Below are 24,266 nucleotides of genomic sequence, written 5' to 3' on the forward strand. Positions count from 1 at the left end.
TGGATCACCGGTGCTTTGCAGAGCACAGCCTCACACCGAGAGCAGCGTGCTCCGGGTTGTGCGCTTTCGCGCGCACCCAGGCGAGATGATGGTGAACGCGGCGTCAAGTGGAAGTCCCCTGCATACGCTTGCGGAGTCTTCTGCGAGAGCCCATGCCGACGAGCGCCAAACAAGGTCTGATGCCTTTCGGCGTCGTGGCCTCAACTCATCGATTCGCGAGAAAAGCATCGAATGCAGCAGCAACGGCGCGAACAACAAAGCGGTGCTCCGGCCGCACGCGGATGAAGCCGTTTTCGACGTCCAGGATCCCCTCCTCAGCCAGCGTCACCAAACTCTCAACTGAATCGAGAAAACGAGCTGGTTCGATTTCGTGGGCGGCACAGATGGTCGGCACGTCGGCCTCCAAATCGCACATCAGTCGCTCGATGATCGCTGCGCGCACCCGGTCATCGTCGGTCAGACGGTGACCCTTTGATGTCGCCAGACGTCCACTTGCGATGTGCCGGGCGTAAGAATCCCGTGTTACTTCGTTCTGAACATACCCCTCGCGGACTCGGCCAATAGCCGACGCGCCGAAGCCGATCACGTTTTGCAAGTATCGGCCGAGTATCCCAGCGAATTACGCCGTAGGCGCCCGGTCTTCTGCGCTAGCGCAAGTTCGTCGTCCGGCGGAGCGAAATGATCGAGCCCGATCTCCCGGTAGCCAGCGCCAACCAGTGTCTCGGCGACAGCTGCAGCCTGTTCGGCGCGAAGATCGCCGTCGGTAGACCTGCCTGCTCGATTAGGCGCTGATTCTTTATCACGGAAGGAATATGCGCGTATCCGAACACCGCAAGCCGGTTGGGGCGCATGGCGACCGCAGCCATCGCGGTCTGGATGCAGGACTGCACAGTCTGTTTCGGGAGACCGAAGATGAGGTCGAAGTTGATATGGCCAACGCCATGCCGGCGGAGATTTTGGACTGCAGCGGCCGTCTGCACCTTACTCTGGATCCGATTGATCAAAGCTCTGCACGCCGATGCTCGCGCGGTTGACACCGTTAGCTGCCAGGGCTTCGGCCATTTCCGGTGTGAACGTTCGGGGATCGATCTCCACGGCGATCGCAGCAGTTTTGCTGAAAGCGAAGTGGCGGCGTAGAAATTCCATCAGCGCCAAGTGCTCGGCTGGCCCGATAAGGTGAGGCGTTCCGCCGCCGAAATGCACATCGCTCACCGGCAGCCCTTGCCGCACTTGCTCCGACACCAAACTGATCTCCTGACGCAGCACCGCTAAATAATTAAGGATCGGGCCGTTGCGACGGATGACCGCGGTAGGGAAGCCGCAATACCAGCACATGGATCGGCAAAACGGAATGTGGAGATAGAGCGACACCGATTCGTCGGCCGGGAGGCCCCCCAGCCATTCCTCATAATCGTCAGCACCAACTGCCGCAGAGAAGTCTGGCACAGTCGGATAGATGGTATACCAAGGCGGCCGGGGGTCCCGGTACTTTGTCAGGATTGAGGTGTGCAAGGAGCTGTCATCCCACGTCGCTGATCCATCATTCTTTCGTTGCGCGCTCGTCCTGGTCTCTGACCTAGATGTTTAGTCCCGGCATTTGCTGGAGTGGATCGAGTTTGAAGCGTTCCGGTTGTGACGCCCACGCCTTGCAGATGAACTCGTAGGGCGTAAGGCCTTTGAGGGTCTTGCACCTGCGACCGAAGTTGTAGGCCGAGATGAAGTCGGCAAGGTGCTGGCGGAGTTGGTCGTGGCTTTCGTAATAGAAGCGCCTGACAGTCGCATCCTTGATGGTCCGGTTCATCCTCTCGACCTGGCCGTTGGTCCACGGGTGCCTTGCCTTGGTCGTTCGGTGCTCGATGTCGTTCGTGGCGCAAGCGTATTCGAAGGCATGGGCCCAGAAGCGTTCGCCGTTTGCGATGGCCTCCTTGATCAATGGCACGGCCGAACCGCCGGCGCCGGGCGTCGTGAACTGGATACCGTTGTCGGTGAGGACAGTGTGGATCTTGTAGGGACGGCCGCGATCAGGTGCAGCAGGAAGTCTCTCGATATGGCGGTGGTGGCCTTCTCATGCAGTTCGACGAAGGCGAACTTCGAGGTGCGATCAATGGCGACGAACATGTGCAGCTTGCCCTGTTCGGTGCGCACCTCGGCGACGTCGATGTGGAAGTAGCCGATCGGATAGGTCTTGAAATTCTTCTTTGCCGGCCTGTCGCCTTCTACGTCCGGCAGGCGGCTGATGCCGTGGCGCTGCAGGCAGCGATGCAGTGACGAGCGCGTCAGGTGTGGGATCGTCGGTTGTAAGCCATAGAGGCAGTCATCGAGTGGCAACAGAGTGTAGCGCCGGAAGGCGACGATGACAGCCTCCTCCGCGGGCAAGAGCACCGTCGATCTAGGCTCTCTCGGACCGGTCGGCAAATCGGCCACCGAGGTCCGTTCCCGCCATTTGGCAACAGTCTTCTGGTTGATCCAGTAGCGCTTCGCCAGTGTCCTCAGGCTCGCTTGATGGGGTGGACGGCGCCCGCAACGGCATCATCCTCGTGAGAGGCGTGCCAAGATGGCTGCTGTCGAGCACTCATCTGAAGGAGCATCGTCCATGGAAAAGACTGACATCGAACTCAATGCTGTAGCCACCGTCGGCCTCGATCTGGCCAGGCATGTCTTCCAGGTCCACGCTGTCGACGCTGCCGGCCGTGTCGTCATGTCTCGTGCGCTGCGGCGCAAAGATGTGCTGGCATTCTTCTAGCGTCTACCGTCGTGCCTGATCCGCATGGAAGCATGCGGCTCGGCTCATCATTGGGCTCGCGAACTGGCAAGTTTTGGCCATCACGTGCGGCTGATGCCGCCAGCGTATGTGAAGGCCTATGTGCGTCGCCAGAAGAACGACGCCGCTGATGCAGCGGCCATCTGCGAGGCGGTGACGCGGCCCTCCATGCGCTTTATATCGGTGCGATCGGTCGAGAACCAGGCTGCGCTGTTGCCTGTCGTGCGTCGGCTGAAGGAACTCGATCATGAGATCGGACAAAGCGATCAGGCCATTCTGGCTCTCGCCAGAGCCGATGAGACCGCGCGCCGTCTGATGAGCGTTCCCGGCCTCGGTCCCGTCACCGCCTCTGCGCTTGCCGCAAGTATCCAGGATATCTCCACCTTCTCGGGCCCGCGTGAGTTCGCGGCCTTCCTTGGGCTAACGCCCCGGCAAAGTTCATCAGGCGGCAAGGAGCGGCTGGGGCGAGTTTCCAAGATGGGAAACCGATATCTGCGCAAGCTGCTCGTTGTCGGCGCTCACGCGGTCCTCTTCCACGCAAACGTTGCAGCGATGCGTTGAGAAGCTGGGCCGATCGCCTGATGGAGACCAAGCCGTTCAAGCTTGTCGCCGTGGCGACCGCCAACAAGCTCGCCCGCATCGCCTTGGCGCTCATGCGTGATGACGCACGCTATGCCGCTACGCCGGCGTAACGGAAAAAACGGCTGAGGCTGCGGTCCAGAATCGAGGGTGACAATGACGTTATGGGAACAGACAAGGACATATCCCGAAAGCCTGCAACGTAGTCGGAGCTTCGAGCTCGTTCTCTTGATCAGGCCAAAGGATTAGCGGACACCATCAGGGCCAGCGGTCACAGCACTGCAACAACAAGCCGGAGACATGACCGCACCCGCGAACGTCCCATTGCCGAAAACAAACCCTTGATCGGCGGGCGCCGTCCAGACATGACTATGCTGTATCGCTCCACGGACCGCCTCTGTCGTCGTGGCGCTCCCATGAAGAACCTGGCCCATAGCGCATCCCTTGATTCGGAGGACAAGGATGCCCCATCAAAGATCCCATGACCGGTGGTGGATCGCGACCTCCGCTCTGGCAGAGTGGGGTTGCTGACCAACAACTCTGTGGAGGCCCATCATGCGTGTTGTAGCCGATCGATCTGCGGCGCCTGCCGCTATCTGCACCGATCTTGGCGCGATCTTCGTTTCTTTGGAACTCAGTAAATCGACCTGGTTGATCACTTCGCTGTCGCCGGGCAGTGGGGAGAAGAGTCGAAACATGCGGTCCGCGGCGGCGATATCACAGGATTGCTGGCACGCTTTGCCCGGCTTCAGGACAAGGCACAGGCGCGCACCGGCCGGCACTTTGCGCTTGTGGTCATTCAGGAGGCGGGTCTCGACGGCTTCTGGATCCATCGAATCCTGGAGGCCGAAGGGATAGAAAGCCATGTCGTCGACGCCGCCTCGATTGCCACGTCGCGCTGGCGGCGTCGTGCCAAGACCGACAAGATCGATGGTGAGGCGTTGGTGCGTGCGCTGCTCGCCTACAAACGAGGCGAGCCGCGCGTGTGCGCGATGGTTAGGGTACCGAGCGTCAAGGAGGAGGACCATCGGCGCATCGGCCTTGAACGCAAGGCTCTGGTTGGTGAGCGGACCTGCCATGTCAACCGGATCAAGGGCCTGCTGTTTGCTCAGGGCATCACCGACTACGAGCCGCTGGGACGTGACCGGCGACATCGGCTTGAGGAATTGAGGACCGGCGACGGCCGCGCACTGCCAGAACATCTGAAGGGGCAAATCCGTCGCGAGCTCGACCGACTCGAACTGGTGATAGCCCAAATCAAAGAGGTGCAGGCCGAGCGCGACGCTCTGCTGGCAATCGAAGTCGCCGAAAATCCAGCAGCGACATTGGTCGATCTCAAGGGTATCGGCCCCGAGTGTGCCGCCATACTCTACTCGGAAGGGCTGTTCCGGCACTTCGATAATCGCCGGCAGGTCGCCGCCTATGCCGGGCTCGCGCCGACACCTTGGCAGAGCGGATTGGTCCAGCACGAGCAAGGCGTCTCGAAGGCCAGCAACCCCCGACTGCGAACGACGATGATCGAGTTGGCCTGGCTGTGGCTGCGCAATCAACCGAGTTCAGCGCTTACCCGCTGGTTCCATGAACGCGTGATGCGGCAACCAGGGGCGCCTCAAAAAGACAACCATCGTCGCCCTTGCAAGGAAGCTGCTCGTGGCGCTGTGGAAATACGTGACCGCGGGCGTCGTCATCGAAGGTGCTGTCATGAAGGCCGTCTGACGAGATCGCACCGATACACTCATCCCTCGAGGCCTGATCAGCCTCGGCGGATCCAGGAGGCGAACCGAGATCCCAGCTGGCTAGAATGCCGTATCAAAGACGGGTCTCGCCTTCTGGGTCCCTGCCGCCGCAAGCGGGATATTGGTGCAGCCGTCTCAAGCGGCGACCGTATGTGAGTTTGATTAGGCTCGATTGACCGAGCCGTGTCACGCAATCGGACCCAGCTCTGGATTCCGCCACCAATTGGGAGCAATACGATGCCTCCCTAACACACCTCTTGACCTCAGCATCGTCATGTGAATCTGGGATCAAACACCTTAGCCAGTGCAACGACAGGGTCGACGACCCCGGCAAAGTCATCAACGCCTGCAAACGTGTCACCCTTTTTACGGTCGACAACAGCTTTCGTGCACCATGGTGAATTGCTCACCACGTTTCTGGCGAGCGGTAAGCAACGCTTTCATGATATCTCGCAACTCCCGTAACAGGCCACGGATGTCGTTCTCGATGGCGATGGCCATTTTCCTAATGCAACTTGACGGCCGTCAGCAGCGCCCGGCGCTTCTGCCTCGTCGCGTCTCGACATGCACCTGGCGGCAGGCGTCAATGAGGCTCCTATTGCGAATCGTTGTCTAGCGTCTGGCACATCTGCGAGTGTTCGGTATAGGGGATACCGACTCCGAAGTACCGCGTGTGGGTGACGTCAAGGATGCGATTGATCAAGCTAGAGTAGCTGTGTCCGGCTGTCATCGCGGCTATAACGTAAGCGGAGTGCATACTGAGCCCCGGCATCGAATTGATCTCCAAGACATAGGGCTGACCGGAGCGATCTATTCGGAGGTCGACGCGGGCATAGTCCCGGCACTGGCAGGCGCGGAACGTCGCAACCGAAATATCCCGCAGCGAAGTGGCGAGTCTGCTTCCGATTTGTGCTGGGCAAATCTTCGGCGGCTGCACGGCCGCTAGGTACTTCGCTTCCCAAGTTAAAAGGCGGGTTTCGCGTTCGCTGAGGTCGAATTCCACCAGGGGCAACACCTCGAGTTCTTCGTTTCCCAGTAGAGAGACATGGATTTCTCGCCCATCGATGTATTCTTCGACGAGCGCGTCCTGTCCATACTGGGCAACGATCATTTCCACGGCAAGCCTCAAGCCAGCGGGGTCATGTACGAGATGCAATCCGAGGCTGCACTCTTCGTGACGCGGCTTCACCACCACTGGGAATCGTAAGTCGCTGGTATTCTCGGTTCCGCTACGCATCACGCGAAAGTTGGGCGTCGGCATGCCGCAATCGCGGATGAGCCTTTTGGTGATAACCTTGTCGTGCGTCAGCCCGATCCCGAGCGGGCTACATCCAGTGTACGGAACACCGGCCATCTCGAGCATGCCCGGAACGTGGGTGCAACTATATGCGCCCTGAATTCCCTCCGCTCTGTTGAAGACGATTCCCGAGGGACGGGCCTGCGGATCCGGTGGCATGAACCGCTCGAGGGTAGTGAGCAGTCCTTTATCGCCCTCACACAGCAGGGTCTCGTGGCCGCCATCTTGTAATGCCTCCACCACCCTCTCCTCTGTCTGGCCGCAGGTTCCCACCGGCCAAGACTGCGGACAAGGCTGGCCGAACCGGTTGATCACGCCCGTCATATCATTGTTCCACACAACGGCTACACGCATGAGCTACTCCTTGGATGTTTGCTGTCACGTTCATTCACTTGGATCGGGTGCTCCAGGGAACAGCTCTTCTGGGCCCCGCGCGTTCGACTCCAACGGGCGGAAATCGGGATGTTCTTGATCAGCAAATGCAGCCGGCCTACAAGACAGCGGTTCCGGAAGGCGCTGGTCGTTGCGCTGATTTGAATCATTCGAGCAAGTTTCGTTTAGACCCCCTGGGCTGAAGACTTCGAGACCGCCACGGTCGCAACTGATGTTTATCGTGTTCTACGCAATTAGCGTGCCACCCAGCGAGCAAAAGGGCAGACCATGTTTTTCGCGCCGCAATGGCGCAACTTGCGCCTCAGTGTGTCAGGCTCCGAACACAAAAGTCTTCAGCCGGACACGGCTCAACACGACAACAGGGACGTGGAATGAGGATGGTCGGCCTGTGGTGACTCGCTTCATGGAAGAACTCCCATCGCCACGGCGCATCACACATTGCAGGCGAATAGACGCACCGTGGCTCTAGCAGGATCATTTGGACGCGTACGGGTGATGGGACGGTGCCGAGCCCCAGGTGTGCCGCATGCTCGTCATGACGATCCCGGCGCTAAAGGTGCGGGAATCGGGCAATGAAGGTCAACGTCTCCGCCCGACGCTTTGAAGAGAGACATAGACCGCGTTCTTGTGCCAACCGGCGATCTGCGCAACCTTTTCCAGCGAGGTGACTGCACCAGTCGGCCCGATCACGCGTAGCGTTCAACGAAACGAATGACCGCAGCCAGAATGCTGGAGTCGGCGCCACGGCCGACCCGAATCACAAGGCCGCCGATCTCAAGCTCGATCGCACCGACCTCACCGACCACCTTCTGCTTCCGTGGTTGTCTTGGGCGCTGCGCCTGGCGGCTTGTCATGGGCTTCCAGGAACAGATCCACGAACAGGGCTTCCAGCGCGTCCTTGTCCTAACGGATCTTGTGATAGCGCGTCGGCGCCCCAGCGCGGCCGTGCTCCAGCCGGTTCAGCGTCGACTTGCCGGCTAGGACGCCCGCAATCGGAGCGCTTCGGCGTCAGGCTTTCCGACAAGAGCGCCAGCACCGGGTAGTGGCGAGGCGTATCGTGATCGTCGACGTCCTCGTAACCAAGCGCGATTGCCGCGATGCGCTGTCCGACCAGCGTCTAGACACTGTGCACCGTGCAATCCGAATCGCGGTGGTCGATGAAGCAAGCGGCCACCCGGTCGAAAAGGCCGATAGCCCCGTGGGCGTGGCGAAGCAGCAAGGCCCCGGCATCCGAGGTGATCGCCCCACCGTCGAAACCGGCGACAACTTTGTGGTCGTCGAAGCCTTCAAATTCAAGCTGGTCAGAGATACAGTGTGTTTGCATCGGACCCCGTCCTTGGATCTGATAACTCTTTGTTGCAAGAGCGGTTTCTCAGATTCTCGGGGCCGATGCACCCCTCACTTTGAGATATTCAAGCTAGCCGTGTCGTCAGCCTCGTAGCTCTGCGCTAGATCCGCAGCTTCGCCTGTGTAGGCCACTTGCGTCGCCGGCCGGAGCCGGTGAACACGTCGAACCGGCGAACCGGACTTAAGGGTAAGCTCTGGATTCATCATATGCCGTGACGTGGCTGAGCCATTCTGGTTGATGGGTGCACCGCCGGCTCAGCAGAGTGCGTCGTCCAAATCTGAACGCCCCTCCCGCGAAGCAATCTGCGGCGACCGATATCAACCGAGAAGATGACCCTGGACCCGGCATAGGCGCCCACGTAAAGATACTTGACTCAGTCAACGAGATTAATCGACCTCCATCACGTCACCGGACTACAGGCTGGTTCGGCGGTAAACGGAGATATGACGTTTGGACCCATCAGTGAACGCACCTTTCGCCCAATCTCCCCATCGCTCCGCCTGCTCAAGCCCTACGCATTCGGCCATGGTATCCAGCTCTTGGTGATAGACGTACCGGAGGCGTTGTGGGAAACGTCTGACCGATGTACCAGAAAACCAGAGGATGGTTGAAATCAAGTTCTGGTTTAGTGGGTCGTGGACATCCGCATTGATGAGTGTATTCTCATAATCCACGAGCGTAGTGGTAGTCTTCTGGCCGTTGATAAAATGACTTAGGGCCGGAACGTACAATTCTATGACCAATGTCCCATCGTCATCTAGTGCCTCGGCGGCACAGCGGAGCCCAGCTATTTGCGCTTCGCGCGTGGACAGCAGCGTGAAAGTGCCATGAACACAATACACCAAATTGTAGCGTTGCTCTGAGCTGAAATCGGCAATATCCCCCTTCCAAGCCTTGATCAGATCGGTGCGCTTGGCGAGAAGTTTCAACATACTGTCCGAATTGTCGACACCCTCCACCCTGACGCCGCGCTCGCTCAACGGCACCGCTACGCGTCCGTCGCCAATACCCAGTTCAAGAGCGCTCCCTCCGCTGCAATATCGCTCGAGAAAGGCGGCAGTCTCGTCTGCCTCAGCGCCTTTACCTCGCATGGTGGTGATTTTCTCGTAAAACAAAGCCCAATTTTCGTCATAGCTGAACTCTTTTGTCATAGTTTATCTCTCCAGAAGTTGCGCTTGGCAATAGTCCCTGCTCTCCCATAGTTCGTATTGAACTGACCCCCTTCCTAGGTGAGCCTCGCTTTTCAAAACGCAAGCGCTATGCCAACTTGAAAAGCGATTTTCAGTGCCGGCGCGTGGCTATCGCCACGCCTTTTTCCGGCCCTGCCGCAGGCCGGAGTTACCGCCCCCACTCCGTGTACTGGACGCAGTGCCTTCGCGACGCATTTCACCTTCGAAAGTCGGAAGCCGCACAAAAAATTGTGTCGTTGCAAACAGATGGCTCGGACTCGATGCCATGCACCTCGTTCTTCACTCGCGTGCGATGCCGCACGACTTGGTTGCGCCGCGCGACGAGGCGAGGAAGCCATTCCCGGTGCCCCTGTCCCGGATGGTCGCACCATACGCCGAAAATTGATCATCTCCAGCGGGGGAACGGGCCACACCGTCATGATCATACCGGTTACGGACATGTTGGAGCGGCTAAACCAGGAGATCAAGCGGCGCACCCTGATCGTTCGCATCTTCCCCAACCCGCAGAGCTGTTTGCGGCTGGTCGGGCATTGGCGGTGGAGATTCACGAGATGTGGCGCGACAATCTGGATGAGACGGCGTATTGCCTCACGTAACGATGTTCCTCGAGATTCGACCGTTGCCTCATCCATCTTGCTCCCGGCTTGGGCTAAGGAGGCCGGGCGCGGAGATGGCCGGGGTTTCGCAGCGCCCGGCCTCCTTAGCGAGCGCCACGGCGCCTCAGTGTGGCCCTGCGATCTCCAGGATCGGCGGCTCCTTGTTCAAGGGGCCAAACAGCAGCGCGTCCGCCTGTTCGCTGCGCCAGACCTTCAGCCGACGCTGAAGTGTTCGAAGCAGTTTGTCCGGGTAATCGCCGGGATACTCGGCCTGCAGTCGTGACAGAAGTTCGCTGCCGGTTCGCCATGGTTCGGCTTCGAACCAATTTCGTAAGTCCGCAGTCGCCTTGACGAGAGGGTCAGGACGCCGCCGCCCCCTTTTGGCTTTCACAATCGGGCGATCCGTCGGCCGGATAGCTCCGTCCTTCCAAGCAGTCCGCAAACTCGCCCGGAAAAGGTCGATTGGCTGAGCTGTTCCGTCAGGGCGCATGGCCGGCGGAGTATCGGCAAGCGCAGCGAGTCGCTCCTGCACGGCACGGATATCGCGCAATAGCAGGACAGGATCGAGCCCGGCGTAGATTTCCTGCAGACGGGAGCGGACTGCATCTGAGGTGCGAGGGTCGGCAACCAGACGCTGATGCGGCGTAGCTGGCGGACTATACGTCTTGCGCACACGCGCGCCGTCGCGCTGCTTCGCGATCAACTTGAACGATGGCTGAAAAAAGTTAACGAACAGCCGCGCTGACCGGTAGAGCTTCGCTAGCCGCGTGGCGCCTCCAGCCCCTCGAACCGACGATATCCGACCATCCCTACGCACCACGGCGCCATTCTTCTGCTCGACAAAGGCCTGGTCATTCGTACGCCTCCGGCGAAGGCCGCCTTGCTTGAGGATGGCACGGTAGCGAGGCTGCGCTCTTAAGGTCGTCCTTACGAGCGAAGTTAGCAGCACAGCATGAGCCATGTGACGTTATTGACCGGGCCGGAGCGGCGGCGTCGTTGGAGTGAAGTGGATCAGTGCGGATACTGGCCGCGGCATTCGCGCCCGGGGCCACGGTGACGGCCGTGGCGCGTCAGTACGATGTCGCGACCAGCCTGATCTATAAGTGGCGCCGCACGGTGAGAGCCCGCGAGACGGGCTTTGCCGAAGTTGTCGTGGCTCCCGATGAGCCTGTCGCCGTTTCGCGGCCGGCGGCATCCCCAGCGGTGATCGAGCTGGAGGTCGCCGGCAAGGTGCGGCTGCGGATTCCGCTGACCACGCCGCCGGCACTGGCGGCGGCGATGGTGAAGGCGCTGGGCGTTTCATGATCCCGTTCCCGAGCCAGGTGCGGATCTGGTTGGCGGTCGGCCGGACCGATATGCGTCGTGGGATGCAAGGCCTCGCTCTGCAAGTTCAGGAGGCGTTGGGCCGGGATCCGCATGCCGGCGATATTTATGTCTTCCGCGGCCGCAGCGGCAACCTGATCAAGATTATCTGGCATGATAGGCTCGGCATGTCGCTGTATGCAAAACGGCTCGAGAAGGGCCGGTTTCTGTGGCCATCGCCGGGCACGGTTTCCATATCACCGGCGCAGCTCGCCTACATGCTCGACGGGATCGATTGGCGCAACCCTGTCGCCGGCCCAACGCCACGCCGTGCGCCAAGAGCGGAGCATGCCGCTGGTCACCGAACTCGAGTGCTGGATGATCGAGACACGCGACAAGCTCTCGCGCGGGCACGACCTGACCAAGGCCTTCAACTACATGCTGCGCCGCTGGTCATCCTTCACCCGGTTCCTCGACGATGGGCGGATCTGCCTATCCAACAATGCAGCCGAGCGAGCCCTGCGCGGCATCGCTCTCGGAAGAAAGTCCTGGCTGTTCTGCGGTTCCGATCGCGGCGGACAGCGCGCGGCCATTCTCTACAGCCTGATCGTCAGCGCCAAGATGAACGATATCGACCCGCAGGCCTGGCTCGCCGACGTCCTCGCCCGACTGCCCGCCTATCCGGCCCATCGGATCGATGATTTGCTGCCGTGGAATTGGAGATCCGCAAAATTGCGGACCCAACCAGCTGCGGCCTGATCATGCAGCGCAATAAGGTGCATCACGTCTACACCGTCGAACGTGTCGCCAGGGACCTCGGCGTCAGCGAAGCGCTCATCCAGGAACTGACCCTCGGTCTCGAGCCCGAGGACGGCGTCATCTGGGTGTACGGCGCCAACGATGACGACGGGATCTTGGCCTTCACCGATCAAGGCTTCGAGGAAGTCAAACTCCTCCTCGAAGAATATCATCGCGTCTCCCCATCGAAAGCTTGACCCCAGCGCTCCGGTGCTCAGGTTCTCATGGCCACCATATACGCACGTCTGCGGTCTTCACCGGATGCGTACTTTGTTTCCGCTCATAGTCAAGTTCTTGAATCCACCGTTCGGCGAACGCTAATTTAGGGATATATAAACTATCATCAATCTAGAGTGCTCTCCAGAAAGAGGGCATCTCCATGCCGAAACTGAAATATCTGCTGCTCAACCGGCGGGGGAACTTTGCTGTGGCAGCCGCCTTAATGGCTGTTCCTCTAGGCTTGGCCTTAGGCCTCAGTATCGACTTTACCAATGCCGTCGTATGGAAATCCAAGTTGCAAGAAATAGCCGATTCGGCGGCTATTGCCGCCGTCGAAAATCACGAAGCCAACGAACAAGCCGTCCAGGTGGCGAAGGACTGGGCACTTGCAAATCGCTCCTTTGTGATCGATCTCGCGGTCGACGCGAACATCAGCACGCCTGCCTATGCATTGCGGGAGGTGGTAGTCGAAATCTCAGCCAGAATGCCGACCCTCTTCATGAACCTTGCCGGAATTCAGACGATAGAGCTTCACGTGGCGGCAACAGCTCGAAAATCTGCGCCAGATTACTGCATTTATGCCCTCGATCCGGACTCCGACGGGACAATGGCGGTGATTGGCTCGGGGGGGGTATCCGTTTCAAACTGCGGCGTTCAGGTGAACTCCTCGAGCGCGAACGCGCTGAGGCACGTTGGGACTGGAAAGATCGTCGCCGGAAAAATCTCGGTCGTGGGCGACTATCAAGGAGGCGGCTACAGTGTGGTACCGAAAACGAACCAACCTCTGCTAGCCGACCCGCTGGTCGACATACCAGAGCCTGTTCCTCCGAGAGGTTGTGATTATAACAACCAGATACTTTCCGGTGTTACTATACCGGCCGGTCGGGTGTTCTGTGGAAGCATCAGCTTTGACGGAGACGTGATTCTCTCTCCGGGAGTTCACTACTTTCACAAAGCGGTGGTGAGCGTCGATAGCAATGCGGATCTCAAGGGCGACGAAGTCACCATTTATCTTGACTCGGGGTCCAGCATGATTCAATCGCCGGGAAATGGTTCTGTCCGGCTATCGGCTCCCAAGGATGGAATCTATGCCGGGCTCGCTATATTTGGATCTCGCGAACTTTCGGACGCTACACCAGCGCTGTCATTTTCAGGAAATAAGAATTACCGCATTGATGGAACAATATACTTGCCACGCCATCGAATTCGGATGAAGGGAACGCATGATTTCAAATTGATAGCCAAAATAGGTTGGATTGTCGCCTGGCAGTTCCTTCACACAGGTAATTCGAGCGTGAGCCTAGATATCTCGGGCACCCCCCCACCCAACGGTCTCGGAAATTCAGCAATAGTGTTGTTTCGGTAAGACGACAGGGGTGTGACTGAGCCTTGCGGCGAGTGCTGGCGCGCCCCTTATCAAGGTGGCGCACGGAAAGCTGCGTCTCCGCAGCGCGTCACCTAGCATGCTCCTCTGAGAATTCGGCGCTGGTTCAACGACGAGATCCGCAATCACTTTTGAGATCGTCTGGTTGGGACCGATCATGATTTTGAAGACCGAAACCATCTGCTCGAAGGCTGGTTACCCATCCGTCGAGCTCAACGGCTCATGGTTGGGGAGATGGTGATGCAGCACCTCGCCAAGGTTTCGCTTGTCGAACGTCTGGCCACAGACAGGGCAGAGTCGACTTGAGCTTTTCGCTAATCAACCCTGCCAGTCCGCCTCACGACAGCGGACAAAAGGGCTGCCCAACGGTCCCACCTGAGCCGTCCGACCTGGGAGCTTTGGCTTTTGCGCTGAGCACGGACCCTCGGCAGGGCCGACTATCGAGCAAGGTCGAAGCCGGAAATCGTCAAAATCCGAGGCCAGGCCCGAGGAAGTTAAGGATCGATGAGCACTTAGCGGCTCGATGCCCTCCGATGCTCGTTCAACACATGATTGGAAGTCAGCTATCAGGGCAAATCTCGACATTTTTCAGCCCTGATAGGAGATTCGAGACCTCGCCCCCTTTTTGGAAGACGTAGGAGCTCGGCCTCCATGCCGGACCGCAATTCGTGAACGGCTGTGCGCGGCTGCGGGGGGAGAAATGGGTTGCGGAGGTAGGGGTTCGCAGCGGCTGCTCGCCACCTACAAAGCCAAAGGCCGGCCTATTGACGACGTTTAAGCGCCTAGGAACAGCAGCACGACCGCGTCGTGACTCGGACCAGTCGCTGTGGCTGGACTGGTGGGGCTCGTAAGTTGCGCGTAATCGACCCAGAAGAGCGACCAGGGATCGGAAGAGCACGCCTGGAGGTGTGACAGACGTTGCAGACACTCGGTCCCTGATGTAATTTAGCATTCGATCAAGTGAGGAATATGCCCGCTGTCGCGACGGCCTTTCTCTCTTTTTGTTTCGGCAGACGACATGCTCTCTGACGGACCTTGCTACCACGTGCCGTGTTCTTGTGGGCGAGGCAACAGCGTTCAAGGGATTTGCCATGCTCCGACTTTGCGGAATCATCGCAGCCTTCCTCTTCGCGAGCTTCACGACCTTTGACGCTTGCGCCGACCGAAGGGTCGCCTTTGTCATCGGCAACTCGGAGTACCGACAATTCCCCGCACTCAAGAACCCGGCCAAGGATGCCGAGGACGTGTCCAAAACGTTTCGACTGGCAGGGTTCGAGGTCTTCGTCGCAAGCGATCTGACGAAGCTGCAATTCGAGGAGCAGTTCCGCAGCTATCTTGCCGCCGCAGACGGCGCAGAACTGGCCGTCGTCTACTACTCCGGCCACGGTTTCCAGATCGGCGGCGAAAATTTTCTGATTCCGGTCGATGCCTCCTTGAAGCAGGCGGCGGACATCGAAGTCCAGGCCATCAAGCTAAACGATGTGCTGGAACAACTGCGTTCGAAATCAAAGATTCAGGTGATCATACTCGATGCCTGCCGCAACAATCCGTTTCCGCGTAAGAATTACTGGCTGAGGGACCAGCTCATCACTGCCGGCAATACCGGGCTCGCACAGGTGAGAAGCTCGCTGAACACCTTGATTGCTTTCGCCACCGAACCCGGGGCGGCGGCTTATGACGGCGCCGGCGAACTCAGCCCGTTTTCGGCGGCGTTTTCCCGTCGCGCGCTGGCCCCTAACCAGGAGATCCGCACCGTGATGGCGGCGGTGCGCCGCGATGTGGTCGAGGCCACAAACGGCCTCCAGGTTCCCTGGGAGAACTCATCGCTGATCGACGAAGTTGTCCTGATGCGCCGCAGCAATCGACCCTCGCTGCCGCCGGTGCTGGAGAAGGTCGTGCTGTCGGGAGTCGGACCGGTCGACTTGGGCCTGCCGGAACCGGTTGATGTCGATGGTGGCACGATTACCCTGAGCATCGAAAGACCGCCCGCTTTGGGGCGTTTGATGCTGGACGGCAAGCCTGTCGAGTTGGGCGTGCCGATCCAGGGCAAGGATCTACCGCGTCTGCAGATGGATGTTCCCAAGGGAGTCGCCCCGCAGGAAGAGGTCGACATGCTGGCCTATGCGACGCATGACAACTGGGGCGGCCAGACCCAAGGCATCGTCGTGTTTCGGGTCAAGAGCGGCGAAGGCGTCCAAGGCGAACAGATCATGGCTTCGCTCGAGGCCGAGCAGAAGCAGCAGGTGCTGGAGCGTGGCATTCATATCACCGGTGCGGCCGAGGCGATCGAAAACCGCGACATCGACGTTCCCGTGGGCGTGGGTCCAGTTGCGCTGAATCTGGATTTCCCGACCGATGATCCCGCCGTCAGCCTAAAAGTATCGAGTTATCCGGCAACGGGAACGCTCTCGCTGCCTGATCGAACCCTGTCGCCGCAGTCGAGCCTGATGGCCGGAGAGGTCGACCGACTGCGCTATGAACCTCAGATCGGCGCGGAAGCCAAGGTCGAGGTCGGCTTCGAAATCCGGGCGGACAGCAACTCATCAAAGCCGGCCACGATGAAACTGTCGCCGACGATCGATCCGTGCGACACGGCTGCCGGCGAACCTCTCGATCTGCAGGGCGTCACCCCCGGCCTGCTGCCGAATGAAATTGGCGCTAGCGCGGTGGAGCTTTGCGAGGCCGCGGTAAAGGCTTATCCCGAAGTCCCGCGCTTCCGCTATGAACTGGGGCGGGCGCTGCTTGCGGCAGGCAAGGTCGAAGAAGCCAAGACAGCCATCGAGGAGGCGGCCAGGAAGGGACATGTTCGCGCAGTGTTCGAACTCGGCTACATGTTTGCGACCGGAACCGGGATGGCCCTCGACCGCACCCAGGCGAACGCCCTCTACGCGGCGGCCGCCGGCAAGGGCGATCCCTATGGAATGACGTCGTGGGGTCGCGCCTTGTTCAATGGCTATGGCGTCAAGCCCGACACCGGCAAGGGTTTGGACCTGCTGCTCAAAGCGGCAGCGATGGGGCACACCTATGCGATGAACGATCTGGCTGCGATCTTCACCGAGGGCCGCAACGGCGTAACCGCTGACCCGGCCCGCGCTGTTGCCTTCCTGCAAGCCGGTGTCCAGCGGCAGGATATGTATTCCATGAACCTGCTCGGGCGCAATTACTTGTCCGGGCAGGGGGTGGAGAAGGATCCCAATACGGCGCTAGCGCTGTTTCAGCAGGCAATCGATCTCGGCCAGCCCTATGCGCCTGGCAGCCTCGCACGCATGTATCGGGACGGTGTCGGTGTGGAACGGAGCCTCGCAGAAGCGCAAAGATTGTTCGAAATTGGGATCGCTCGGGGTGATCCGTCCGCAGCTTACGATCGCGCGGCCCTCGAGATGCAAAAGGGCGACAAGGCCGATCAGGCCCTTACCGTGCGCTTCCTTGCGCTTGCGGCCGCACTTGACGTGCGCAAGGAACTGCCGGACGCCCAGAGGACGCTGGCAAAGTTCGGACCGAAGCCAAAAACAGCGGCGTTGAAGCAATTGCGACAGGAACTGAAATCGAAGCTTCCCGGCTCCGGTTCACAAGACACTCAACTGGTTAACGCGGCCAGAAGAGTCTGGGAAGAAGCCAATCCGCGTCGGGACTTGTTCTGACCAAGGAGGAGACAATGGCGAGCAGAGTATTGAAACACGCAATACTTGGAACGGCGTTATCCGGCTTCTTGGCGGGTCTCATGGGCTGCACTTCCCTGGTTCCGAGAGTTGAGCCGACGCCGCTGGTCGAAACGCCCCAGCCGAAGATTCTCCGCCGGGTGCCTCCGCCGAAGGTCGTCAAGCCCGTTCGCAAACAAAAAACCGCGAAGAAAGTGATTATACCGGTTGAGGACGAGCCCGTTCCCGCGCCTGTCATCCCTTCTGGTGGCGGTGGCGGTGGAAGCGGGGGAGGCGGCTGGGGTTGATCAGGTCAGACTGAAGAAGGATTGCACGAGCCTAGCGTCCGATGGCGCTTTCTGATCCTACCAGACTGGTCGGTCGTCATCGACATCCCGCCGAACACGACAAAAGGCAGGAGGGAGAACCGGTCTTTGACGGAAATGCTGCCGCCTGGACGAGATTGGCCGGCGCCCGTTTGGGAGCTCGGGGGCGGGAGGCGCCGGCCGTGCGGACATCAGGTCCGCCGCCCGGAGAACTTAACAGCGCCCACGCTCGCGCCTATGGCGTTATCGCGGAAGGCCGGACGGCAGCCGGTCAGCGCATAACTCACATGCGGTTCGGTCGCGCCTTACGATCGCAGCGGCTTGGCTGTCTCAACACGAGCGGGCTTGGCCTTGCAACTGCCAGCACACCAACGAGCGCCGTTAAGTAAACAGCGCCTCTTCTTGTAAATGACAGCCTGATGCGATCCTACCAGACTTGCCGATCATACCAGTCGTCAATATCCTGCCGAACACGGTCCTTTTCGATACCGTAGCGTTCCTGGATCTTGCCTTCGAGCTGATCGCGATTGCCAGCGATGCGATCAAGATCATCATCGGTAAGTTTGCCCCACTGTTCCTTGATCTTACCCTTGACCTGCTTCCAGTTTCCTTCGACCCGATCCCAGTCCATGACATATCCTCCATTGTTTTACACAAGCGAAACGGTCGTCCGGCCAGGGAGTTCCGGGACGAAGATGTCTGATGTCTCCAGTTGGGAAGGTGACGGCGCCAATTAGGAAATGGTGGGCCTTTGGGGACGCGTCGACCTCCCCGACGAAGGCCCTTTGCTACACGTCGACAGGCGATGCGGCGCCGTGGCCGAACGCAAACAACGAGCGGAGCCTGACGTGAGCGAGAGGAGCACGGTTGTCCTGCGCAAGATCATCCATGTCGAAATCGCCCTCCCAGGCTTCGGGCCGCTAGGCTCGACCCGCGGTAGCGACATGCCGGATACAAGGGCTCATCGATACCCCTGCCTGGGAGCTGGCCCCATGCCCCGCGCGTCGCGGGATTGAACCGGAAGAGTCCGGCCGCGTTGTCTGGTGACTGGAACGGCAATTGTTGGAGAAGAAATGGCTCACACTGGTACAACGGGTGGACGCAACCAGGACCGGGCAAGGCTCGCCGATGGGCAGGACCACGAAATGAAGTATGAGGCCAGCAAAACCGGCGCCAGCAAAGCTGACGTCAAGTCGGCGGTGAAGTCGCTCGGCAACAGTCGCAAGAAGGTCGAAGACAAGCTGGGCAGGAAGTGAGCCTCGGCCCCACAGGAGGCCGGCGAAGTTGGCGATATCAAGAGCTCGAGGTTCAGCGCAGAGGATAGGCCACGTTGCCCTATGACCGACTGCCGCGAGGTCTTCATGAGAGGGCGTGCAAATGACCCGCATCGCCACCTTCAATGTGAACGGTGTCAACGGCCGACTGCCTGTGCTGCTGAAGTGGTTGGGCGAAAGCGACTTTGACATCGTGTGCCTGCAGGAATTGAAGACGTCGGACGACAAGTTTCCTGCCGAAGCGATCAGGGAGGCGGGTTACGGCGCGATCTGGCACGGCCAGAAATCCTACAACGGTGTCGCGATCCTCGCTCGCGGAATTGAGCCGGTGGAACGTCGACGCGGCCTGCCCGGGGATCCTGACGATACCCACAGCCGCTATATTGAGGCCGAGGTGGATGGGATTGTCGTGGGCTGTCTCTACCTGCCCAATGGCAATCCAGCGCCCGGCCCAAAGTTTGACTACAAGCTTCGCTGGTTCGATCGTCTCATCAGCTACGGCCAGCACTTGCTCCAGGACCGGGCGCCAAGCGTTCTCTGCGGCGACTTTAACGTCGTTCCAACCTCGATCGACGCCGTGGTGCCGAGCCGATGGCTGGGCGATGCGGTCTATTTCCCGCAGAGTCGGCAAGCCTATGCCAAAATGCTCCAAGCTGGCTGGATAGATGCCGTGCGCCGCATCCATCCGGAGAAGGGCATCTACACCTATTGGAATTTCTCCTACCGTGGCGGCTACGATCGGAGTTCCGGTCTGCGGATGGACCATCTCCTGGTGAGCCCCTCCGTGTCCGACCGGTTGCGCAATGCCGGCGTGGATGTCGAGCTTCGCGGGTGGGACAAGCCAAGCGACCACGTGCCGGCCTGGATCGAGCTCAATTGACTGGGAGGAATACCGATGGTGGATCGGAATTCCCGAAATGAACCAAAGGTGGGACATGATGGCCCGCGATCGGCTTGATGCTCAGCTGATGGATCTTGTTCCGGAACTGGCGCGGTTCGTGCGGCCCGCTTTGCTGGGGACAACCCGTATGTCCGCTTGGCACGGGTGACTGCATGCTCGGATGCGGTCTGCGGGAATTGATTTACTTCATCGTATCGGGCGCGGAGACGGAGGTCTGGTGCTCGCCTCTGTGATGGGAGCAATCGATTTAATCTACCAGTGGTCATCGTCGCAGATGCGGTATGTTCCGGAGCTGACGCGACCCACGATGTCATGCTGGCGATCAATGAGAGCCGCTTCGGCATGCAGGTCGAGACAGTGACCACCGTCCACCTCGTGGCCGCGCGACTGGACGGAATATTGTGACATCGGGAGCACCTCTGCGCATGACGGACCAGGAAATGATTATCGAAGCCTTGGGCGTCACTGCGAGCTTCGACGTCGCGCTGGAAGCGCGCCGGCGCGTGGAGTTTCTCAGCACCTATCTGCGTGCATCCGGCCTAAGCACCTATGTGCTGGGCATCAGCGGCGGAGTGGATTCACTCGCCGCCGCCCTTCTGGCTCAACGCGCCGTCGAGGAACTGCGAATGACAGGATACGACGCCAGATTCCTGGCCGTTCGTCTCCCGTACGGCACCCAGGCAGACGAGCATGATGCCCAGCGGGCCTTGGACACCATAGCGGCGGACGAAGTGCAGCGGGTCGACATCAAGCCGGCTGCCGACGCGATGCTGGATGCGATCAGGCTCGCTGGGGTCGAGCTCGGCGATGCCGGCCGCGAGGATTTCTTGCTTGGCAACATAAAGGCGCGTCAACGCATGATCGCCCAGTTCGCGCTCGCCGGCGCCACGCGCGGGCTGGTCATCGGCACCGACCATGCGGCTGAGGCCTTGATGGGTTTCTTCACCAAATTCGGTGACGGTGCCGCCGACATTCTTCCTCTTTCCGGGTTGAACAAACGCAGGGTTCGCGCCTTGGCAGCGTATCTGGGCGCTCCGCCTGAACTTGTTGACAAGATCCCGACCGCCGACCTGGAGAACCTCGTCCCGCTTCGGCCTGACGAAAATGCATATGGTCTCACATACGATCAGATTGACGACTTCCTGGAAGGCCGGGAGATCAACGAAGCGGCGCGCACGCGCATACTTCACGCGCATTCCAGCACAGCCCATAAGCGAGCGCTTCCGGTCACACCGATTGCCATGACGAGTTCGACAGTGGCGCATCGGCAATAGTTGTCTCAACATACGCGACCGACGGCTTGCCGCAGCCTGAACTTCCGCTGGAGCGATGCGTTGCTCTTTCAGCTCCGCACGCGGTCATGCGGTCGAGAGTGTCGGCACGTATGGCCGAGGCCGGCGCGCGAACTCACTCCTCCCTGAATGCCCGCTGGATTTGATCTTCCAAAGGTTTCACGAGGTAAGACAGCATTGTCCGGCTGCCGGTCGAGAAGAACACCTCGACAGGCATGCCGGGCGCCAAGGTCAGGCCTTTCAGCCGCGTAAGCTCTGTGCGCGGCAGTGTGACCCGCACGGTATAGAAGCTCGTGCCGCTTCGCTCATCGATGCTGAGATCGGGGGAGATCTCACTGACTACACCATTTAGCTCAGGCGTTATCCGCTGGTTGAAGGCCGAAAGCCGCAAGGTTGCGCTCTGCCTTGGTGTCAGCTGATCGATATCTTGCGGGGCCACACGCGCTTCCACGGTCAAGTCGTCTGTCACAGGGACAATCTGCATGATGAGCTCTCCGGCAGATATGACGCCGCCGACCGTATGCACGCCAAGCTGATGGACGACGCCAGTTTGCGGGCTGCGTATATCGATACGCCTGAGTTGATCTTCGGCAGAGACCTTTTGCTCAACCAACTCGGCGAGCTTTGCCTGGACGTCACGGAGTTCGGTTGCCACCTCGCTGCGCAAATCCTGGTCGATCTGAATAATCTGCAAACGGATTTCGGACGTATGACCCTTCGATTGCGCGATTGCCGCAGTCAGATTGCCATGCTCGCCTTCAAGCCGGACTGCATCACGTTCAAGCGTCGTTATGCGATCGATTGAAACCAGCTTGCGGTGCCAGAGTTTGCGCATCCCGTCGAGCTCAAGCCCGATCAACTTGATTTCCTGGCTTTTAGCATCCCTTTGCTCGGTCAGACCGGAAACCTCCTCGCTGAGCTGAGCAATGCGCTCTTCCAACTGAGCCTTCTGGCCAGCGCGTGCCTGGCGACGAAATTCGAACAAGGACTGCTCGCCGGCCATTGCCCGCCGGATCTCAGGATCGCCCTGTCGCGAGCGCAGCGAAGCTGGAAAGGCGACGGCGTCGCTGCCATCGCGCTCGGCTTCGAGGCGGGCCAGCCGGGCCTCGAATTCGTCCAGGCTCTTGGTGACGATGGCTAAATCGGCCCGGGTGACGGTTTCATCGAGACGGATCAAGACCTGGCCCGCCTTCACAACATCGCCTTCTCGAACGAGGATTTGACCGACCACGCCTCCCGTTGGATGCTGCACCTTTTTAACGCTGGAATCGACAACCAGCCTTCCCGAGGCAATGACCGCTCCGGAAAGCTCTGTGACCGCCGCCAGGCTTCCCGCCCCACCAACCAGAAGCACGCACACCGCGACCCCACCGAACAGATAGCGTCGAATGGACCGGTCGATCGCGGATGCCGCATGTTGCGTCATCACTGTGTTGCCTCCTCAGGGCCGGAGACGACCTTCAGAGGAACGCCTCCCGGGCGGGTTACCTTGCCCAGGACCTCATTTTTGGGGCCAAATGCCTGGACACGGCCGTTTGCCATGACAAGGACCTGATCCAGGCTTGCGAGCGCGCTCGGCCGATGTGCAACCACCACAGCAATACCGCCTCGCGCCCGCACGCCCTCAATTGCCGCTGCCAGCGCGGCCTCCCCTTCGGCATCGAGGTTGGAATTGGGCTCGTCCAGGATCACGAGGAACGGATCGCCGTAGAGGGCTCGTGCGAGCGCAATTCGCTGTCTCTGGCCCGCCGAAAGCGCCGCCCCAGCCTCGCCGATGCGAGTTTCGTAACCTTCAGGCAGATGGACGACGAGATCGTGAACGCCGGCGGCTCGCGCAGCCGCCAGTATCTTGTGAGACGGCGGGCGAGGTTCGAAGCGCGCGATGTTCTCGGCAATGGTGCCATCAAACAGCTGCACATCCTGCGGCAGATAGCCAACATGGTTGCCTAGCTCTTCCAATGACCATTGGTCGAGGGTCGCGCCATCGAGCCTGACCGTTCCACGGATCGGGAGCCATATTCCGGCTATTGCCCGGACAAGTGAAGATTTTCCAGACGCGCTCGGTCCGACGACGCCAAGGCCGGCGCCCTTTTCTAGCGCGAACCCGACATCCTGCACAACTGCACGGCGCTCGCCGGGTGGCGTGACGCTGATGCTTTCGACGGCAAGAGCAGATACCGGCGCGGGCAGCGAGACACTCGTGGCGGTTTGGGGAAGCATGGCCAAAAGCTGGCTCAGCCGGGTCCATGCCTGGCGAGCACTGACAAAACCCTTCCAATGGGCGATAGCCAGTTCGACCGGTGCGAGCGCCCGGCTCATCATAATCGAACTGGCGATCATAATACCGGCTGTTGCTTGCTGATGGATGACCAGATAGGCGCCGATCGCCAGTATACCCGACTGCAGCATCATGCGCAGGACCTTCGAGATCGTCCCGAGCGTCCCAGCCAGGTCGCTGGCTGTTGCGTTGGTGTTGAGATAATCGGCGTTGACGCCTGACCAGCGCTCGGCGATGCGCGCGCCAAAGCCCATCGCCTGCAGAACCTCTGCGTTGCGACGCGTCGCCTCCGCAAGCGTATTGCGCGCCGCCGCCTGGCTGTTTGCCCTCTTCGCAGGCTCCCTCGTGCGAACTTCGGCAAGCAGAGTCAGGCCGGCGAGAACGATGGCGCCGGCCAGCGCCGTCATGCCGATCCAGAAATGGAACAGGAAGCAAATTGTCAGATACAGCGGCATCCAGGGTAGGTCGAAAAGCGCTGTCGGACCAGTGCTCGACAGAAACGAACGCACCTGGTCAAGATCCCGCAACGACTGGAGGCCGTCGCCTGGGAGCTTGGTGCGCAACGGCAAACGCATAAGGGCGGTATAGACTTGCCCACTTAATCGCGCGTCCAAGGCCATCCCGATGCGCACAAGCAACCGCGACCGGACAAGCTCAAGAACGCCTTGAAAAATGAATAGCGTGCCCGCAAATACGGTCAGCCCGACGAGTGTGGGCACACTGCGGCCGGGTATGACCCGATCATAGACCTGCAGCATGAAGAACGATCCGGTCAGCGCCAGAACATTGACGACGCCGCTCATCAGGGCAATTCCAGCGATCGCGCGGCGGAAAGAAGCCAAAACCGCAGCGAGCGTTGTTCGCGGCGGCTCGGACGAATGGGAATGCGACATCGCCTTCACATCGGTTCCAGTTCGGTCCAGGCGCAAGGATCGTGCCCGAAATCAGGCTCGA

General features: G+C 59.9%; 14 protein-coding genes and 9 pseudogenes. 12 read left to right on the forward strand and 11 right to left on the reverse strand.

From position 1 onward, the window contains the following. Positions 1-205: 205 nt before the first annotated feature. Positions 206-1,512 (reverse strand): annotated as a pseudogene (gene hemN / locus E5W70_RS02915) (oxygen-independent coproporphyrinogen III oxidase). Positions 1,513-1,576: 64 nt separating this feature from the next. Beyond that, a pseudogene (locus E5W70_RS02920) lies at positions 1,577-2,502 on the reverse strand (IS481 family transposase); the annotation flags it as partial. Positions 2,503-2,593: 91 nt separating this feature from the next. Between E5W70_RS02920 and E5W70_RS02925 the strand changes: the two are divergent. Further along, positions 2,594-3,453 (forward strand): annotated as a pseudogene (locus E5W70_RS02925) (IS110 family transposase). A 442-nt stretch (positions 3,454-3,895) separates the two neighbouring features. Continuing rightward, positions 3,896-5,056 (forward strand): annotated as a pseudogene (locus E5W70_RS02930) (IS110 family transposase). Positions 5,057-5,442: 386 nt separating this feature from the next. On the opposite strand, the gene E5W70_RS02935 reads toward E5W70_RS02930, so the two are convergent. The 5 genes and pseudogenes from E5W70_RS02935 to E5W70_RS02955 all read right to left on the reverse strand — a co-directional run bounded on the left by E5W70_RS02935 (position 5,443) and on the right by E5W70_RS02955 (position 9,265). Beyond that, complete coding sequence (locus E5W70_RS02935) at positions 5,443-5,577, reverse strand: hypothetical protein (RefSeq protein WP_292653937.1); 135 nt, start codon at positions 5,575-5,577, stop codon at positions 5,443-5,445. A 94-nt stretch (positions 5,578-5,671) separates the two neighbouring features. After that, on the reverse strand, positions 5,672-6,727 hold the full coding sequence (locus E5W70_RS02940; protein WP_292653938.1) for an ATP-grasp domain-containing protein: 1,056 nt from the start codon (positions 6,725-6,727) through the stop codon (positions 5,672-5,674). A gap of 725 nt (positions 6,728-7,452) precedes the next feature. Beyond that, entirely contained in the window at positions 7,453-7,620 is a 168-nt protein-coding gene (locus E5W70_RS02945; protein WP_292653967.1) for a hypothetical protein, read from the reverse strand. Further along, positions 7,607-8,090, reverse strand: a pseudogene (locus E5W70_RS02950) (transposase); the annotation flags it as partial. The gene E5W70_RS02945 and the pseudogene E5W70_RS02950, both read right to left, overlap by 14 nt. 437 nt (positions 8,091-8,527) lie before the next feature. Next, positions 8,528-9,265 carry a class I SAM-dependent methyltransferase gene (locus E5W70_RS02955; RefSeq protein WP_292653939.1) on the reverse strand — a complete coding sequence of 246 codons (738 nt, stop codon included), beginning with the start codon at positions 9,263-9,265 and terminating at the stop codon, positions 8,528-8,530. Between the two features lie 471 nt (positions 9,266-9,736). Between E5W70_RS02955 and E5W70_RS02960 the strand changes: the two are divergent. Continuing rightward, positions 9,737-9,867: pseudogene (locus E5W70_RS02960) on the forward strand (transposase); the annotation flags it as partial. Positions 9,868-10,024: 157 nt separating this feature from the next. Here E5W70_RS02960 and E5W70_RS02965 read toward each other — a convergent pair. Next, positions 10,025-10,756: pseudogene (locus E5W70_RS02965) on the reverse strand (ISNCY family transposase); the annotation flags it as partial. Positions 10,757-10,914: 158 nt separating this feature from the next. Here E5W70_RS02965 and E5W70_RS02970 point away from each other — a divergent pair. The 6 genes and pseudogenes from E5W70_RS02970 to E5W70_RS02995 all read left to right on the forward strand — a co-directional run bounded on the left by E5W70_RS02970 (position 10,915) and on the right by E5W70_RS02995 (position 17,244). Next, positions 10,915-11,205 (forward strand): transposase, encoded by a 291-nt coding sequence (locus E5W70_RS02970; protein WP_292653940.1) that lies wholly within the window; start codon positions 10,915-10,917, stop codon positions 11,203-11,205. After that, positions 11,202-11,480: pseudogene (tnpB, locus tag E5W70_RS02975) on the forward strand (IS66 family insertion sequence element accessory protein TnpB); the annotation flags it as partial. The gene E5W70_RS02970 and the pseudogene tnpB, both read left to right, overlap by 4 nt. A 37-nt stretch (positions 11,481-11,517) precedes the next feature. Beyond that, positions 11,518-11,961, forward strand: a pseudogene (locus tag E5W70_RS02980) (transposase); the annotation flags it as partial. Between the two features lie 2 nt (positions 11,962-11,963). Continuing rightward, a complete protein-coding gene (locus E5W70_RS02985; RefSeq protein WP_292653941.1) occupies positions 11,964-12,197 on the forward strand; it encodes a hypothetical protein in 234 nt (77 codons plus the stop codon). Between the two features lie 182 nt (positions 12,198-12,379). Beyond that, a complete protein-coding gene (locus E5W70_RS02990; RefSeq protein ID WP_292653942.1) occupies positions 12,380-13,585 on the forward strand; it encodes a TadE/TadG family type IV pilus assembly protein in 1,206 nt (401 codons plus the stop codon). Between the two features lie 1,109 nt (positions 13,586-14,694). After that, the gene (locus tag E5W70_RS02995) at positions 14,695-17,244 is read left to right on the forward strand and encodes a caspase family protein (protein ID WP_292653943.1); all 2,550 of its coding nucleotides are present in this window, start codon (positions 14,695-14,697) and stop codon (positions 17,242-17,244) included. A gap of 750 nt (positions 17,245-17,994) precedes the next feature. Here the strand turns inward: E5W70_RS02995 and E5W70_RS03000 are convergent. Continuing rightward, the gene (locus E5W70_RS03000; RefSeq protein WP_292653944.1) at positions 17,995-18,198 is read right to left on the reverse strand and encodes a CsbD family protein; all 204 of its coding nucleotides are present in this window, start codon (positions 18,196-18,198) and stop codon (positions 17,995-17,997) included. A 442-nt stretch (positions 18,199-18,640) separates the two neighbouring features. Between E5W70_RS03000 and E5W70_RS03005 the strand changes: the two genes are divergently transcribed. The 3 genes from E5W70_RS03005 to nadE all read left to right on the forward strand — a co-directional run bounded on the left by E5W70_RS03005 (position 18,641) and on the right by nadE (position 21,016). Next, entirely contained in the window at positions 18,641-18,823 is a 183-nt protein-coding gene (locus E5W70_RS03005; protein ID WP_292653945.1) for a DUF3606 domain-containing protein, read from the forward strand. Between the two features lie 121 nt (positions 18,824-18,944). Further along, positions 18,945-19,721, forward strand: coding sequence for an exodeoxyribonuclease III (gene xth, locus E5W70_RS03010; RefSeq protein WP_292653946.1), 777 nt, complete (start codon positions 18,945-18,947; stop codon positions 19,719-19,721). A gap of 446 nt (positions 19,722-20,167) precedes the next feature. Further along, positions 20,168-21,016, forward strand: coding sequence for an ammonia-dependent NAD(+) synthetase (gene nadE / locus E5W70_RS03015; protein WP_292653947.1), 849 nt, complete (start codon positions 20,168-20,170; stop codon positions 21,014-21,016). 133 nt (positions 21,017-21,149) lie between these two features. On the opposite strand, the gene E5W70_RS03020 is transcribed toward nadE, so the two are convergent. Continuing rightward, positions 21,150-22,460, reverse strand: a complete 1,311-nt coding sequence (locus E5W70_RS03020; RefSeq protein ID WP_292653964.1) for an HlyD family type I secretion periplasmic adaptor subunit — start codon at positions 22,458-22,460, stop codon at positions 21,150-21,152. Further along, positions 22,460-24,205 carry a type I secretion system permease/ATPase gene (locus E5W70_RS03025; RefSeq protein WP_292653948.1) on the reverse strand — a complete coding sequence of 582 codons (1,746 nt, stop codon included), beginning with the start codon at positions 24,203-24,205 and terminating at the stop codon, positions 22,460-22,462. The genes E5W70_RS03020 and E5W70_RS03025 overlap by 1 nt, the downstream gene beginning before the upstream one ends. Between the last annotated feature and the right edge of the window lie 61 nt (positions 24,206-24,266).

This window comes from Mesorhizobium sp., assembly GCF_005063415.1.
In the GTDB taxonomy this organism is placed as follows: Bacteria; Pseudomonadota; Alphaproteobacteria; order Rhizobiales; family Rhizobiaceae; genus Mesorhizobium.